The following is a 15,765-nucleotide window of genomic DNA, read 5'->3' as shown; positions in this document are numbered from 1 at the left end:
TTCGGGCAAACCACAAGCGACAAGGCCGCGCGCTCACGCGGCGGCCCTCTTCACCGTTGCCCGAGCGCTGACTTAGTCGGCGATCGGCTTACCGCTCGCGTCCTTGACCTTCTCCTTCCACTGCGACTTGATTTCGCTTACGACCGATTGCGGCAGCGAGATGTAGTCGAGGCTGTCAGCAGCCGGCGTGCCGTTCTTGAACGCCCAGTCGAAGAACTTGAGCGTTTCCTTGCCCTGGTCCGGTTTGTCCTGTGCGGTATGCAGCAGCACGAACGTCGCGCCGACGACCGGCCATGCGTCCTTGCCCGGTTCGTTCGTGAGGATCTGGTAGAACGACTTCTTCCAGTCCGCGCCGGCGGCGGCTGCCTTGAACGTTTCGGTGGTCGGCTCGACGACCGCGCCCGCCTCGTTCTTCATGGCAGTGTAGACCATGTGGTTTTGCTTGGCGTAGGCCCATTCGACGTAGCCGATCGCGCCCGGCAGACGCTGCACGAAGGCTGCGACGCCGTCGTTGCCCTTGCCGCCCGTACCCGTCGGCCAGTTCACGGTCGTGCCTTCGCCGACCTTGCTCTTCCACTCGGGGTTGACCTTCGAGAGGTAGTTCGTCCAGATGAAGCTGGTGCCCGAACCGTCGGCGCGGCGGACCACGGCGATGTCGAGGTCAGGCAGCTTGACCTTCGGGTTCAGCGCGACGATGGCCGGATCGTTCCACTTCTTGATCTTGCCGAGGTAGATGTCGCCGAGCACCGGGCCCGACAGCGTGATTTCGCCAGCCTTGACGCCCGGCACGTTGATTGCCGGCACGACGCCGCCAACCACCGTCGGGAACTGGAACAGGCCATCCTTGGCGAGTTCGTCGTCTTTCAGCGGAGCGTCCGAGCCCGCGAAATCGACGGTCTTGGCCTGAATCTGCTTGATGCCGCCCGACGAGCCGATGCCCTGGTAGTTGACCTTGCCGCCACCCGACTTCTGATAGGCATCCGCCCATTTCGTATAGATCGGTGCTGCGAAGGTGCTGCCCGCGCCGGTGATGTCAGCAGCCTGCGCTGCGATCGCGAAGAGCGCGCCAGCAACGCCAGCGAGCGCGGTTTGCATCAATTTCATGAGACCTCCAGTGTGTGAGCGGATGAACGACACCGCGAAGCTTAGGGGGTCTCTGTGACAGTACTGTGACGATTCATGAAGCGGGCATGACAGTCTGATTACCGGCTGAAAGGCGCTGTATGGCGTGGAGAATGCAGGATGCGCGGGAGGTGTCGCGGCCTGTCGCGCAAGGCCGGGAGCCGTCAGGAGGGCCGCCTGGCGGGTGCCCGGCGACGGTGCGGCGTCGACGAAGAAGCTCCTCGAAGGAGGTTTGCGCCCCTTTTAAGATGTTTTGAAACGTTTGCCGAATTCCGCCGGAGCGTCGAAAAAATCGCAAAAAGAGGCGCGACGCCGGGACACGGCGTCGCGCGCATGGGGTCGGTTCGAGCCGGCCAGGGCGCGGGGCTCGGTATCAGGCGATCGAACGCTTGACCCCGCCCGCGATCGCCTCGGCGTAATAAACCGCGTCGCGCTCTTCACGGGCCTCGACCATCACGCGCAGCACCGGCTCGGTGCCGGAAGCGCGGATCAGCACGCGGCCCTTGCCTTTGAGTTCCGCCTCGGCGGAAGCGATCGACTGCTGGATCGCGGCGTTGCCCTTCCAGTCGGCTCCCTGTGCGATGCGCACGTTGATGAGCTTTTGCGGAAACAGCTTCACGCCGTCGAGCAACGCGCCCAGCGTCTGGCCGCTGCGCTTCATCGCCGCGAGCACGAGCAGCGCCGAGACGATGCCGTCGCCCGTCGTATGCCGGTCGAGCGAGAGAATGTGGCCCGAGCCTTCCGCGCCGAGCTGCCAGCCGCGCTCGCGCAGTTGCTCCAGCACGTAACGATCGCCCACGTTCGCGCGCACGAACTGCACGCCAAGGCCGTCGAGCGCCTGCTCGACCGCGAGATTGGTCATGAGCGTGCCCACCGCGCCTTCCACCTTGCCGTCGGTCGCGATGCGGTCTTTTACGAGCACGTACAGCAGCTCGTCGCCGTTGTAGAGGCGGCCCTGTGCATCCACCACCTGGAGGCGGTCGGCATCGCCGTCGAGCGCAATGCCAAGGTCCGCGTGATTCGCGCGCACCGCGCGCACGAGCGCATCGGGCGCAGTCGCGCCCACGCCGTCGTTGATGTTAAAGCCATTCGGCGACACGCCGATCGGAATCACGTCCGCGCCGAGTTCGTGGAATACGTGGGGCGCGATGTCGTAGGCCGCGCCATTGGCGCAGTCGATTACGAGCTTCAGGCCGCGCAGGTTGAACGCCTGCGGAAACGTGCTCTTGCAGAACTCGATGTAGCGCCCGCCCGCGTCGTTCAGGCGGCGCGCGCGGCCAAGCTGCTCGGAGGGCGCGCAGTCGAGCGGCAGTTCCAGCTGCTCTTCGATCTGCGTCTCCACTTCGTCGGGAAGCTTGTTGCCGTCGGCGGAGAAGAACTTGATGCCATTGTCGTAGTACGGATTGTGCGAGGCGCTGATGACGACACCCGCAGCCAGCCGCAGCGCGCGCGTGAGGTAGGCGATGCCCGGCGTCGTCATCGGCCCGGCCAGCATCACGTCGATGCCGGCCGCCGAAAGTCCCGCCTCCAGCGAGGCCTCGAGCATGTAGCCCGAAATGCGCGTGTCCTTGCCGATCAGCACGGCCGGGCGCGGCCCCGAGGCTGCAGCCGAGCCCGCGAGCACCTTGCCCGCGGCGTACCCGAGGCGCAGCACGAAATCCGGCGTGATCGGCGCCTCGCCAACCTTGCCGCGCACCCCATCCGTTCCGAAATAACGACGTCCCATCTTTGTATCCTCGATTTGGTACTGCCTTTTGGTACTGTCTTGCCCTGCCATTCGGCCGTCTTGCGCCGCCCTGCGCCCTTCTCACTGCGCGCGCTGGAGAGCGTCCGCCCCGGCTGCGGCTCAGCCGCGCGATGTCCGCGCGCCGCCTGCCATTGCCTCGCGCATCGCCGCCCAGACCTTGAGCGCATCCACAGTGGGCGCGACGTCATGCACGCGGATGACCGCGGCACCCCGCTCCGCCGCGCACACGGCCGCCGCGACGCTCGCCGCCACACGCTCGGGCGCGGGCCGGTTCACGAGCGCGCCAAGCATCGACTTGCGCGACATGCCGGCGAGAACCGGATACGGCGCGACGCCAGATGGGACCTCGGGCGCAGTCTCAGGCAGGTGCGCGAGCAGCGCGTAATTGTGCCCGATCGCCGACTTGCCAAAGCCGAAGCCGGGGTCCACGATGATGCGCGCCTTCTCCACACCCGCAGCTTCGAGGTCCGCGCAGCGCTGCGCGAGAAATTCGCGCACCTCACGCACGACGTCCACGTAGTCGGGCTCGCCCACCTGCATCGTCTGCGGCTCGCCGAGCATGTGCATCACGCACAGGCCGCAATCGCTGTCGCGCACGGCCTCGATCGCGCCTGGCATCCGGAAACCCCAGATGTCGTTGATCATATCGGCACCGGCTGCGAGCGCCGCGCGCATGACTTCGGGCTTGTAGGTGTCGATCGACAGCGGCACGTGCGCGCCTTTGAGCTTCTCCACGAGCGGAATCACCCGCTCGAGTTCCTCGCCGAGCGGCACCGGCGGCGCGCCAGGCCGGGTCGACTCCCCACCGATATCGATGATATCGACCCCGTCGAGCATCATCTGCTCGGCTCGGCGCAGCGCATCGTCTAAAGCGAGGTAACGACCGCCGTCGGAGAACGAATCGGGCGTGGTATTGAGAATGCCCATGACGAGCGGACGGGCGAACGTCAGAGCGAAACGGCCGCATGAGAGCGGCCCAGGTGGGAGATTACCCTGCGAGATGGTATTGGGCACGTCAGGAAACGTCAGATGTGTAACGAGATACAGCGGCGCGACATGGCGGTCGTTCGGCGGCCAGTCCCGCGCCAGAAATGCAAACGGGCCGATGTGAACATCACACCGGCCCGCAACCTTACTCGATACGGATCACGCCGGCGCAGTCGCGCTACCCGGCTTGACCTCACTGCCCGCGCTGCCGCCCGACGAAGAGGCGTCGCCCGGCGACGGCGTGCTCTTGGGCGAGCGCGGCGGACGGCCGGCCATGATGTCGTTGATCTGGTCGGCGTCGATCGTTTCCCACTCCATGAGCGCGGCGGTCATGGCTTCGACCTTGTCGCGATTCTCGTCGAGCAGCCGCTTCGCAAGGTTGTACTGATCGTCGAGCACGCGGCGGATTTCGGCATCGACCTTTTGTTGCGTCGCTTCCGAAATGGCGCGCGTAAAGCCCTTGCCGAACGGGCTGCCGTCGTTGTCGTCGTCGGCGTAGACCATCGGTCCGAGCGCGTCGGTCATGCCAAAGCGCGTGACCATCGCGCGAGCCGTTTGGGTCGCCTTGTTGAAGTCGTCGGACGCGCCCGTGCTGACCAGGTTCATGAACAGCTCTTCCGCCACACGGCCGCCGAACAGGATGGCCAGACGGTCGAGCAGATAGTCCTTCGAATACGTCTCGTTGTCGTGCTCGGGCAGTTGCCACGTGACGCCCAGCGCGCGACCGCGCGGAATGATCGTGACCTTGTGCACCGGATCGGCCTTCGGCAGCAGCTTCGCAATGACCGCGTGGCCCGATTCGTGGTATGCGGTGGCGCGCTTCGCCTCTTCGCGAATGACGGCCGACTTGCGCTCCGGACCCATGAAGATCTTGTCCTTCGCGTCCTCGAAGTCCTGCATTTCGACGATGCGCTTGCCGCGGCGCGCCGCGAAGAGCGCGGCTTCGTTCACGAGGTTGGCGAGATCGGCGCCCGAGAAGCCCGGCGTGCCGCGCGCAATGACAGCCGCGTCCACGTCGTTGGCGATCGGCACCTTGCGCAGATGCACCTTCATGATTTGCTCGCGGCCGCGGATGTCCGGCAGGCCCACATAGACCTGACGGTCAAAGCGACCCGGCCGCAGCAGCGCCTTGTCGAGCACGTCGGAACGGTTGGTCGCCGCGATCACGATGACGCCCGAGTTCGCCTCGAAACCGTCCATCTCGACGAGCATCTGGTTCAGCGTCTGCTCGCGTTCGTCGTTGCCGCCGCCCATGCCGGCGCCGCGATGACGACCGACCGCGTCGATTTCGTCGATGAACACGATACACGGCGCATGCTTCTTGGCCTGTTCGAACATGTCGCGCACACGAGCCGCGCCCACGCCGACGAACATTTCAACGAAGTCCGAACCCGAGATGCTGAAGAAAGGCACTTTTGCTTCGCCGGCAATGGCGCGCGCAAGCAGCGTCTTACCCGTGCCCGGAGGGCCGACAAGCAGCACGCCGCGCGGGATACGCCCGCCAAGCTTCTGGAATTTTTGCGGATCGCGCAGGAAGTCGACGAGTTCGGACACTTCTTCCTTGGCTTCGTCGCAGCCGGCGACGTCGGAGAAGTTCACCGCATTGTTGTTCTCATCGATCAGGCGGGCGCGCGATTTGCCAAACGAAAACGCCCCGCCTTTGCCGCCCCCCTGCATCTGTCTCATCATGTAGAACCAGAACACGATGATAAGTATGGTTGGCCCAAGATAATACAGCGCGGAGACAAGCGCATTCGGCTCTTCGTCAGCTTTGCCGCTTACCTGGACGCCATATTTCATCAGGTCGCCGACCATCCAGATGTCGCCCGGAGAGACGATCTGGTATTTCTGGCCATCAGCCGGAGTGACCGTGAGGTTCCGCCCCTGCACCACGACGCTCTTGACTTTGCCGTTCTTCGCGTCGTCCATGAACTGCGAATAGGAAACGCCTTCCTGGACACGGGGCTTGTCGAACTGCTTGAACACCGTAAACAGCACCAGTGCGATTACCAGCCACACTGCTGCCTTCGAAAACATGTTGTTGTTCAAAGCACCACTCCTTCACTCATAGATGGGCGCCTACATTTGCCTTGCGACACCACCAAAGCATTCTAATCCAGTACACGGACCCCTGCCATAACGTTTCGCTACCGCAGGAATAGCCCCGGCGCCTTGCCCCGTCCGCCTCTTCTACCCATTCAGCGGCCGGATCGCGCCATTTGCACGGCAATCGTGCCCCGATTAACGGGGACGCTTCAGATGTTTACCCAATATAAACGTTTCGGACGATTTATCGCGCGAAGCCTTCGGTTTGCGCGCAGCCACTACCTTGAACTGCTGCTTGAATTTCTCGACGATCTGGCTGTAACCGCTGCCGTGGAAGCACTTGACCAAAAGGGCCCCATCGGGTTTCAGGTGATTCTGCGAGAATTCCAGCGCGAGATCGCATACGTGTTCGATACGCGCCGCATCGGCCGACGCAACCCCCGAAAGATTGGGCGCCATGTCGGAAATTACAAGATCGACCGGGCGGCCGCCCACCAATTCTTCCAGTTGCGCAAGCACGTCGTCCTCGCGGAAATCGCCCTGCAGGAACTGCACGTCGGCGATGGGCTCCATTGGCAGGAGGTCGAGCGCGATGATCGTGCCGTCGATGCCGCCCTGACGCTGCTCGTCGCGCTTCGCGCTCTGTGCGAGCTTGTTGCGCACGTACTGGCTCCAGCTGCCGGGCGCCGCGCCGAGATCCACGATCACCATGCCGGGGCGGATCAGCTTGTCCTGCTCGTCGATTTCCTTCAGCTTGTAGGCAGCGCGGGCGCGATAGCCCTCCCGCTGCGCCATTTTCACGTACGGGTCGTTGATATGGTCGTGCAGCCACGACTGGTTGAAGCGATTTTTTGCCATTAAAGATGAACTCTTGCTGCGTGATTCCGCGCTTTTAGCGGATAATACGCGTTTAATTCGTGCGGCCGTCGCGGCTCGCCTGCCCGGATGACCGTTTCTCCGGCGGCCTATGGTGTCCGCGCCCTGCCGTTCCCCACGGTTCTCCGTTGTTCCGACGAGCTTGCCCGCCAGCGGCCCGCTACCCGCGGACCGCGTTCACGTCTGTCCAGTCTGTCGAATCAGGCCTGTCGACCCGCGCGGCGCCGTCATTTTAGTCGAGTCTGCCACATCCCATGCCCGCCCTCTCTCTTTCCGCCGAACAGCGCTCCGAACTGCGCTCCCAGGCTCACGCGCTCAAACCGGTCGTGCTCATCGGCGCCGAGGGACTGACCGACGCCGTTCTCAAGGAAATCAAGGTCCACCTGGCCGCGCACCAGCTCATCAAGGTGCGCGTGTTCGGCGACGAGCGTGAGGAGCGCCTCGCGATCTACGAAGAGATCTGCGACCGCCTGAACGCCGCGCCGATCCAGCACATCGGCAAGCTGCTCGTCATCTACAAGCCCGAGGAAGTGAAGGCCAGGACCACCACCGCCCGAGCCGGCGCGCGGGGCACCGTGTCGCGCCCCTCCGCCGACGTGCCGAGCGCGCGCGAAGCGGGCAAGCGCGGCGCGGCACCCCGCGTCGTCAAGGTCGTCAAGGCCACTGACAACCCGATGCGCAAGCCGAAAGCGCAAAAGGTGACCGTCAAGGGCAACGAGCGCGTCACGCAAGGCGGCAACATCAAGCGCGCCAAGAAGCGCCAGACCGGCTCCAAGCGGATTCACCAGGGTTCGAAGTAAAAAGCGCGGCCTTCGAGCCGCGCTTTTTTTGCGCCGAACCGGCTTGGGGCCCGTTCAGCGCGCGGTCGTTTCCAGGCGCTGCGGCACCATGCCGCGCGCCGAAGGCAGCAACCATACCAGCCACGCGCCAAGCAGGCTTTGCACGAGATAGAAGAGACTCGATACGCCATGCAGCAGCCCGAAGCGGCTCGCATATGGCGAACTGGCCACATCCATGCCCGCGCTCATGGCCTGAACGCGCAATGCGTTCATGAATGGCTGCAGCGCGAAATAGCCAATCAGCACGCACAGCAGCATCGCGGCCAGAATCCAGCGAAGGCGGCGATAGCCCGCCGCGCCGCGGCGCGCCAGCACGTTCGAAAGCCCAAGCAGCAACACGCCGCACACTACGCCGACAATGCCTTCAAGACGAAAGAGCTGCGCGGCGATCTCGCCGGCCACCACCCTTTCGAGCGAGGCGAACAACACGGGCGCGACCGCGTAACCAATGGTCAACTGGCTTCCAACCCACAGCATGGCCAGGAGGCCGAAGAGCCGGTGCGGAACGAGCGAAAGGGGAACGGCAGAACCTGCGTGACTTGCGGTACTCACGTGGATGCGCCCTCAGACGTAGCGAACCTCGATGACCTCGTACTCGCGCACGCCGCTGGGCGCTTGCACTTCGGCGACATCGCCTTCGGACTTGCCGATCAGCGCGCGTGCGATGGGCGAGCTCACCGAGATCAGGCCGTGTTCGAGATCGGCTTCATCGTCGCCGACGATCTGGTAGGTCACCGTCTTGCCCGAGTCAAGGTCTTCGAGATCCACGGTCGAGCCGAACACCACGCGGCCGTCTGCCTCGAGCGTGGCCGGGTCGATGACCTGCGCGGCCGCCAGCTTCGATTCGATTTCCGCGATGCGGCCTTCGATGAAGCCCTGCTTTTCCTTCGCGGCGTCGTATTCCGCGTTTTCAGACAGATCGCCTTGCGCGCGCGCTTCGGCGATCGAATTGATGACCGCCGGACGCTCGACGGATTTCAGGCGCTGCAGCTCTTCGCGAAGTTGGTCTGCGCCGCGCTTGGTCAAGGGAATCGTGCTCATAAACAACTCGTATGGCCGCTTGGGCCCTCAATGAGGCCGCAGCACGAGCGCTTGCGCGACATGTTGCGGCCATAAAAAAATTCCGCGGTTAAGTGCATCCCGCAAGGGCGGCGGCGCGGTCTGGCGCAGCCTGAAAACCCTGTTGGGACGCCGCTTAACCGCGGCACATTCAGCTTTTTAGCCTGCCTCGTTCAGTATTGGACAGACAGTCGAAGTCTTAGTTTAGGCGAGCATGGAGGCCTTGTAAATCATAGACTTCCAGGTTCTTCAGGTAGCGCAGGCCCTCGACGGCCGCGCGTGCGCCCGACATCGTCGTGTAGTAGGTGACCTTGTTCGCCTGCGCGCTCATGCGGATCGAGCGCGAGTCGGCGATCGCCGAGCGGGTTTCGTCGACGGTCGTGAACACGAGCGAAATCTCGCCGTTCTTGATCATGTCGACGATGTGTGGACGGCCGTCCTTCACCTTGTTGACGACCTTCACCGGCACGCCGGCCGCCTCGATCGCGGCGGCCGTGCCGCGCGTCGCGACGATCGGGTAGCCGAGTTCGTGCAACATGCGCGCGACTTCGACGGCCTTTGGCTTGTCGGCGTCCATCACCGTGATGAACACGGTGCCCGACTCCGGCAGACGCGACCCCGCCGCGAGCTGCGACTTGAAGAGCGCTTCGCCGAAGGTCTGGCCCACGCCCATCACTTCGCCCGTGGAGCGCATTTCCGGTCCGAGCACCGGATCGACGGTCGGGAACTTGATGAACGGGAACACCGCTTCCTTCACGCTGAAGTACGGCGGCACCACTTCCTTCGTCACGCCCTGCTGCGCGAGCTTCTGGCCGACCATCGCGCGCGCCGCGATCTTCGCGAGCGGCAGGCTCGTCGCCTTCGAAACGTACGGCACGGTGCGCGAAGCGCGCGGGTTCACTTCGAGGACGTAGATCACGTCCCTCTTCGAGCCGTCGCTCTGGGGCACCTGCTGGATCGCGAACTGCACGTTCATCAGGCCGACCACGTTGAGCGCCTTCGCCATCGCGGCCGTCTGGCGCTTCAGTTCCGCGACCGTTTCCTGCGAAAGCGAGTACGGCGGCAGCGAGCACGCCGAGTCGCCCGAATGCACGCCCGCCTGCTCGATGTGCTCCATCACGCCGCCGATGAACACGGCGTCGCCGTCCGAGATGCAGTCCACGTCGCATTCGATCGCGTCGTTCAGGAAGCGGTCGAGCAGCACCGGCGAGTCGTTCGACACCTTCACGGCCTCGCGCATGTAGCGTTCGAGGTCGCGCGGCTCGTGGACGATTTCCATGGCGCGGCCGCCCAGCACGTACGACGGGCGCACGACGAGCGGGTAGCCGATTTCGTCGGCGAGCTTGAGCGCTTCGTCTTCGGCGCGGGCCGTGCGGTTCGGCGGCTGGCGCAGGTTCAGGTCCTGCAACAGCTTCTGGAAGCGCTCGCGGTCTTCCGCGGCGTCGATCATGTCGGGCGACGTGCCGACGATGGGCACGCCATTCGCTTCGAGGTCGAGCGCGAGCTTCAGCGGCGTCTGGCCGCCGTACTGCACGATCACGCCGACGGGCTTTTCCTTGTCCACGACTTCGAGCACGTCTTCGAGCGTGAGCGGCTCGAAGTACAGACGGTCGGACGTGTCGTAGTCGGTCGAAACGGTCTCGGGGTTGCAATTGACCATGATCGTTTCGTAGCCGTCCTCGCGCATCGCGAGCGCCGCGTGCACGCAGCAGTAGTCGAACTCGATACCCTGGCCGATCCGGTTCGGACCGCCGCCCAGCACCATGATCTTCTTGTTGTTCGTCGGGTTCGCCTCGCACTCTTCCTCGTAGGTCGAGTACATGTAGGCGGTTTTGGTCGCGAACTCGGCCGCGCAGGTATCCACGCGCTTGTAGACGGGGCGCACGTTCAGCTCGATGCGGCGCGCACGCACGTCGGCGGGCTTCGCGCCGAGCAGCTTCGCGAGACGGCGATCCGAGAAGCCGCTCTGCTTGAGGTAGCGCAGTTCGTCCTTCGAGAGGCTTGCGAGCGTGCGGCCCTTCACGGCCGCTTCCTTCCTGACGATTTCCTCGATCTGCGCGAGGAACCACGGATCGATCGCGGTTTCCTCGAAGATTTCCTCGCGCGTCATGCCCACGCGGAACGCGTCGCCCACGTACCAGATGCGGTCCGGACCGGCTTCGCCGATCTCGCGAATGATCTCGTCGCGGCTCGTGGTCTTTTCATCGAGGCCGTCCACGCCGACTTCGAGGCCGCGCAGCGCCTTCTGGAACGACTCCTGGAACGTGCGGCCGATCGCCATCACTTCGCCCACCGACTTCATCTGCGTGGTGAGGCGCGGGTCGGCTTCGCGGAACTTCTCGAACGCGAAACGCGGAATCTTCGTGACGACGTAGTCGATGGTCGGCTCGAACGAGGCCGGCGTCTGACCGCCCGTGATCTCGTTCTTCAGTTCGTCGAGCGTGTAGCCGACGGCCAGCTTCGCCGCGACCTTTGCGATCGGGAAGCCAGTGGCCTTCGAGGCGAGCGCCGACGAACGCGACACGCGCGGGTTCATCTCGATCACGATCATGCGGCCGGTGCGCGGATCGATCGAGAACTGCACGTTCGAGCCGCCCGTATCGACGCCGATCTCGCGCAGCACCGCGAGCGACGCGTCGCGCAGGATCTGGTACTCCTTGTCGGTGAGCGTTTGCGCCGGCGCCACGGTGATCGAGTCGCCGGTGTGGATGCCCATCGGGTCGAGGTTTTCGATCGAGCAGACGATGATGCAGTTGTCCGCCTTGTCGCGGACCACTTCCATCTCGTATTCCTTCCAGCCGAGCAGCGACTCTTCGATCAGCAGTTCGCGCGTGGGCGAGAGGTCGAGGCCGCGCTTGCAGATTTCCTCGAATTCCTCGCGGTTGTATGCGATGCCGCCGCCCGAGCCGCCCAGCGTGAACGACGGACGGATCACGACCGGATAACCGCCCGTGCCGGTGGCCACGGCGATTTCGGCGTGAACCCTGGTCGCCTCTTCCATCGAATGTGCGACGCCCGACTTCGCCGAGCCGAGGCCGATCTTCGTCATCGCGTCCTTGAACTTCTGGCGGTCTTCGGCCTTGTCGATCGCTTCCGGCGACGCGCCGATCAGCTCGACGCCGTACTTCTTCAGCACGCCGTGGTGATGCAGGTCGAGCGCGCAGTTCAGCGCGGTCTGGCCGCCCATCGTCGGCAGGATCGCGTCGGGGCGCTCCTTCTCGATGATGCGCTCCACCACTTCCCACGTGATCGGCTCGATGTAGGTGACGTCGGCCGTGTTCGGGTCGGTCATGATCGTCGCCGGATTGCTGTTGACGAGGATGACCTTGTAGCCTTCTTCCCTCAGCGCCTTGCAGGCCTGCGCGCCCGAATAGTCGAACTCGCACGCCTGGCCGATGATGATCGGACCCGCGCCGATGATGAGAATGCTCTTGATGTCTGTCCGCTTGGGCATAACGCTCTCGCTAAATATTCCTGTGTCTTTTACGTCTTGCGGCGCGCGCCGCCGCGCGCCTGCGGGCGTCGCGCGTGGGCCGCTCCGAAGCGGCTCGCTGCGCGCCCTGCTCTGCTCGTGGGGTCGCTCTTAAGCCGTGCCCGTGCGCTTTTCGCCCTTCGCGTTGTCCATGAGCGCGGTGAAGCGGTCGAACAGATAGCCGATGTCGTGCGGGCCCGGCGACGCTTCCGGGTGGCCCTGGAAGCAGAACGCGGGCTTGTCGGTCAGCTCGAAGCCTTGCAGCGTGCCGTCGAAGAGCGAAACGTGCGTGACGCGCGCGTTGGCCGGCAGCGTGTCGGCATCGACCGCGAAGCCGTGGTTCTGCGACGTAATGACGACGCGCCCGTCGCCGAGATCCTTCACCGGATGGTTCGCGCCGTGGTGGCCCGTCTTCATCTTCATGGTCTTCGCGCCGACGGCGAGACCCATGATCTGGTGGCCAAGGCAGATGCCGAACGTGGGAATGCCGCGCGCGATGCATTCCTGCGTGGCCTTGATCGCGTAATCGCACGGCTCGGGGTCGCCAGGGCCGTTCGAGAGGAACACGCCGTCCGGGTTCAGCGCGAACGCGTCTTCGGCGGTGGCCTGCGCCGGCAGCACGGTGACGTGGCAGCCGCGCTCCGCGAGCATACGCAGGATGTTCTGCTTCACGCCGTAGTCGAACGCGACGACCTTGTACTTCGGCGCCGACTGCGTGCGGTAGCCTTCGCCCAGACGCCACTCGGTGGTCGTCCATTCGTAGGACTTGCCGGTCGAGACGACCTTGGCGAGATCCATGCCCGCGAGGCCCGGGAACGAGCGCGCGAGTTCGATGGCCTGGGCTTCGTCGTCGGAACCGGCGAGGATCGCGCCGTTCTGCGCGCCCTTGTCGCGCAGGATACGCGTGAGCTTGCGCGTGTCGATGCCGGCGATCGCGACCACGCCTTCGTCCTGGAGATACTCGCCGAGCGTGCGCTCCATGCGAAAGTTCGAGGCGAGCACGGGCAGGTCGCGAATGATCAGACCGGCGGCATGGACTTTCGTGGCTTCGACGTCTTCGGCATTGACGCCGACGTTGCCGATGTGCGGATACGTGAGGGTGACGATCTGGCGAGCGTAGCTCGGGTCAGTCAGGATTTCCTGATAGCCGGTGATGGCCGTGTTGAACACGACTTCACCGATTGTATGACCCGGCGCGCCGATCGAGTAACCACGAAAGACCGTGCCGTCGGCGAGCGCGAGCAGAGCGGGAGAGAAAGACGGCAACACGGGAGACTCCTTGGGGGGAGCACCCTGTGCCGACCTGTTATCCGACGTTACGATCTTGCGACCTGGGAGCGGCTGCGGCGTCGGCATCCTTTTCCACCTCTTGCGGCTGGTTCGGGATGCGCGCGCGGCTCGCTCACTACGCGACCTCTTCGTGCGGTCGGCCGTTGTGGCGCCGGGCCACGAGCGCGCGCTTGTTACACGTGATCGGGCGGCAGCCAGCCTGTTGACGGTGAAGCGCGGGCGGCGGATGAACGGATGGGAGAAGGTAGGCGCTAGGGTGCGGGTTGATAAGCTCAAACCTTGAAATTATAGCGCGAAAGTCACGCTTCCTTCAAATTGCAGGATAGCGCCGCCGACGGAACACGCGCTCGCGGCCCGTTCCTCAACCTTTTCCACTATAGCGGGCAGGCACGAGGCCGCAAGCGGCGCGTGGGCGATAGTTGCTCGTCGCGCCTTCAATTGTCGCAAACACAAATGAAAACGCCGTCACCTGGGTGACGGCGTCAATCGGAACAAGAGGAACAAGAGGAACAAAACGGAAAAGTGATCGGAGCGAAATACCGTGCGCTGCCCCCGCAACGCACGTTTGAACACCCTTCGCCAGCCGCTATCTGGATTTGTGCTTCTGCGTGTGGGTTTCGGCCTTAGGGCGGCTCGCCGCACCCTTCGACGCCTTGCCAGGCGCAGCGCTCGTTGCCTTGGTCTTGACAGGTTCGGAAACCTTGACGACCTCGGCGCGCACGCGACCGTGCTTCTTATCGTATCGCGACTTAGGTCCCGTGTCTGCAACGCGGGTGCCGATTCGCTGCACGCCGCCACCGGAAACGTTCGTTGCCAGACGCTCCGGACCCGGTTCGGCCGGCATCGCCTTGTTGACGGGCACGTGCAGCACGAGCACCTGCCCCGGCGTGACGAAGTCGCGCCGGGTCTTGTTCCACCCCTTCAACTGCCCGAGCGACACGCCGTAGCGGCTTGCCACCATTTCCATCGACTGCTTGCGGCGCACGCGGATCAGCATCTTGCGCGTGTCGGGCACGTCGGGCTCCATGGCCAGCACGGCGCTTTCCGCAACGTCGGCGCTGATGTCCTCGTCGTCACCGTCGTCGGTGCGCGGCACCACGAGCGTCGAACCTGCCTTCAGGCGCATGCCCGCCGGAATCTTGTTCACCGACATCAGGGTGTCGGCGTCCACGCCAATTTTCTGCGCGATCGCGGCGGGCGTGGCGCGCGAGTCGGTCGTGTAGACGGTCCACGAGGAAAGCTGGCCGGCGTACGCCTTCAGGTTGCGCTCGAACGCGCTCGCGTTGTCGAACGGCAGCAGGATCTGCGGGTCGGTCGCGCCGAGAATGACCGGCTTCTTGAACGAGGGGTTGAGCGAGCGGAACTCGTCAGTCGTCATGTTCGCGAGCTTGGCGGCGACGTCCACGTCGATATCGTGCGAGGTCGTGACCGTGACGAAATACGGGTGATTAGGAATGGATGGCAGCGTGAGCCCGTATTGCTGCGGGTTCATCACGATATTCTTGACCGCCTGCAGCTTCGGTACGTAGTTGCGCGTTTCGCTGGGCATGCGCAGGCTCTGGTAGTCCGTAGGCAGGCCCGCCGCCTCGTTGCGCGCAATGGCGCGCTGCACGTTGCCCTCGCCCCAGTTATAGGCCGCGAGCGCGAGGTACCAGTCGCCGAACATGTCGTGCAGGCGCGAGAGATAGTCGAGCGCGGCACTGGTGGAGGCCAGCACGTCGCGGCGCTCGTCCTGCCACATGTTCTGCTTGAGGTTGTAGGTGCGGCCGGTGCCCGGCACGAACTGCCACATGCCGGCCGCCTTCGCGACCGAAAGCGCCTGCGGGTTGTAAGCGGACTCGATGAACGGCAGCAGCGCGAGCTCGGTAGGCATATGACGCGCCTCGAGTTCCTCGACGATGTGATAGAGGTACTTCTGCGAACGCTCGGTCATGCGCGCGACGTAGTCGGGCCGCTGGGCGTACCAGTTGGCGTTCATGTCGACAAGATCGCCCTGCAGGTCGGGCATCTGGAAGCCGCGGCGAATGCGCGCCCAGAGATCGGCGTCGGGACTCGTGAGCTGGTCGACCGAGCCTTGGTCGACGTTGATGGTTTCTTTTGCTGCGGAAGTCTTTCGAATGAGGTCGGCGTTGGCCTGGGCGTTGGTTTGAGCCAGAGAATCCGCAGACGGCCCCCCGCTCGCACAGGCGGCGAGCATGAGGACCAGCAGCGCACTGATTATGAATCGCATGAAAATCTACATCCGCATGGCTGGAATTTGCAGCCGATAGTACGGAACGCGTCCGTTTCCGTCAATCGGAATTATTGGAAAAAAACCATGAAAATCC

11 protein-coding genes are annotated in these 15,765 nt (G+C 64.2%); 1 reads left to right on the top strand and 10 read right to left on the bottom strand.

The window, feature by feature from the left end:
* Window positions 1-72 precede the first annotated feature (72 nt).
* The 5 genes from pstS to BLU17_RS21545 all read right to left on the bottom strand — a co-directional run bounded on the left by pstS (window position 73) and on the right by BLU17_RS21545 (window position 6,760).
* Window positions 73-1,104 carry a phosphate ABC transporter substrate-binding protein PstS gene (pstS, locus tag BLU17_RS21565; RefSeq protein WP_092000964.1) on the bottom strand — a complete coding sequence of 344 codons (1,032 nt, stop codon included), beginning with the start codon at window positions 1,102-1,104 and terminating at the stop codon, window positions 73-75.
* A 391-nt stretch (window positions 1,105-1,495) separates the two neighbouring features.
* The gene (gene glmM, locus BLU17_RS21560) at window positions 1,496-2,848 is read right to left on the bottom strand and encodes a phosphoglucosamine mutase (RefSeq protein WP_092000963.1); all 1,353 of its coding nucleotides are present in this window, start codon (window positions 2,846-2,848) and stop codon (window positions 1,496-1,498) included.
* 120 nt (window positions 2,849-2,968) lie between these two features.
* Entirely contained in the window at window positions 2,969-3,796 is an 828-nt protein-coding gene (folP, locus tag BLU17_RS21555) for a dihydropteroate synthase (RefSeq protein ID WP_092000962.1), read from the bottom strand.
* Between the two features lie 219 nt (window positions 3,797-4,015).
* Entirely contained in the window at window positions 4,016-5,905 is a 1,890-nt protein-coding gene (gene ftsH / locus BLU17_RS21550) for an ATP-dependent zinc metalloprotease FtsH (RefSeq protein WP_092000960.1), read from the bottom strand.
* Between the two features lie 192 nt (window positions 5,906-6,097).
* Window positions 6,098-6,760 (bottom strand): RlmE family RNA methyltransferase, encoded by a 663-nt coding sequence (locus BLU17_RS21545; protein WP_092000958.1) that lies wholly within the window; start codon window positions 6,758-6,760, stop codon window positions 6,098-6,100.
* A gap of 272 nt (window positions 6,761-7,032) precedes the next feature.
* Here BLU17_RS21545 and BLU17_RS21540 point away from each other — a divergent pair, with 272 nt between their 5' ends.
* Window positions 7,033-7,578, top strand: coding sequence for a YhbY family RNA-binding protein (locus BLU17_RS21540; protein ID WP_092000956.1), 546 nt, complete (start codon window positions 7,033-7,035; stop codon window positions 7,576-7,578).
* Between the two features lie 54 nt (window positions 7,579-7,632).
* On the opposite strand, the gene BLU17_RS21535 is transcribed toward BLU17_RS21540, so the two are convergent.
* The 5 genes from BLU17_RS21535 to BLU17_RS21515 form a co-directional block, all read right to left on the bottom strand.
* The gene (locus tag BLU17_RS21535; RefSeq protein ID WP_092000955.1) at window positions 7,633-8,094 is read right to left on the bottom strand and encodes a DUF4149 domain-containing protein; all 462 of its coding nucleotides are present in this window, start codon (window positions 8,092-8,094) and stop codon (window positions 7,633-7,635) included.
* An 87-nt stretch (window positions 8,095-8,181) separates the two neighbouring features.
* Window positions 8,182-8,658, bottom strand: a complete 477-nt coding sequence (gene greA / locus BLU17_RS21530) for a transcription elongation factor GreA (protein WP_092000952.1) — start codon at window positions 8,656-8,658, stop codon at window positions 8,182-8,184.
* A 217-nt stretch (window positions 8,659-8,875) separates the two neighbouring features.
* Window positions 8,876-12,130, bottom strand: a complete 3,255-nt coding sequence (gene carB, locus BLU17_RS21525) for a carbamoyl-phosphate synthase large subunit (RefSeq protein WP_092000949.1) — start codon at window positions 12,128-12,130, stop codon at window positions 8,876-8,878.
* A gap of 129 nt (window positions 12,131-12,259) precedes the next feature.
* Complete coding sequence (carA, locus tag BLU17_RS21520; protein ID WP_092000946.1) at window positions 12,260-13,417, bottom strand: glutamine-hydrolyzing carbamoyl-phosphate synthase small subunit; 1,158 nt, start codon at window positions 13,415-13,417, stop codon at window positions 12,260-12,262.
* 607 nt (window positions 13,418-14,024) lie between these two features.
* Window positions 14,025-15,668, bottom strand: coding sequence for a transglycosylase SLT domain-containing protein (locus tag BLU17_RS21515; RefSeq protein ID WP_092000943.1), 1,644 nt, complete (start codon window positions 15,666-15,668; stop codon window positions 14,025-14,027).
* Window positions 15,669-15,765 lie beyond the last annotated feature (97 nt).

Source organism: Paraburkholderia lycopersici, assembly GCF_900096975.1.
Taxonomy (GTDB): Bacteria; Pseudomonadota; Gammaproteobacteria; order Burkholderiales; family Burkholderiaceae; genus Paraburkholderia; species Paraburkholderia lycopersici.
Note: the sequence above shows the minus strand (reverse complement) of the source record. Positions and strands in the feature narration are given on the sequence as shown.

Coding starts and splice junctions, on each gene's coding strand:
- folP (WP_092000962.1), bottom strand. CDS start 3,796: ATGGGCATTCTCAATACCACGCCCGATTCGTTCTCCGACGGCGGTCGT.
- glmM (WP_092000963.1), bottom strand. CDS start 2,848: ATGGGACGTCGTTATTTCGGAACGGATGGGGTGCGCGGCAAGGTTGGC.
- BLU17_RS21515 (WP_092000943.1), bottom strand. CDS start 15,668: ATGCGATTCATAATCAGTGCGCTGCTGGTCCTCATGCTCGCCGCCTGT.
- pstS (WP_092000964.1), bottom strand. CDS start 1,104: ATGAAATTGATGCAAACCGCGCTCGCTGGCGTTGCTGGCGCGCTCTTC.
- greA (WP_092000952.1), bottom strand. CDS start 8,658: ATGAGCACGATTCCCTTGACCAAGCGCGGCGCAGACCAACTTCGCGAA.
- BLU17_RS21545 (WP_092000958.1), bottom strand. CDS start 6,760: ATGGCAAAAAATCGCTTCAACCAGTCGTGGCTGCACGACCATATCAAC.
- carB (WP_092000949.1), bottom strand. CDS start 12,130: ATGCCCAAGCGGACAGACATCAAGAGCATTCTCATCATCGGCGCGGGT.
- BLU17_RS21535 (WP_092000955.1), bottom strand. CDS start 8,094: ATGCTGTGGGTTGGAAGCCAGTTGACCATTGGTTACGCGGTCGCGCCC.
- BLU17_RS21540 (WP_092000956.1), top strand. CDS start 7,033: ATGCCCGCCCTCTCTCTTTCCGCCGAACAGCGCTCCGAACTGCGCTCC.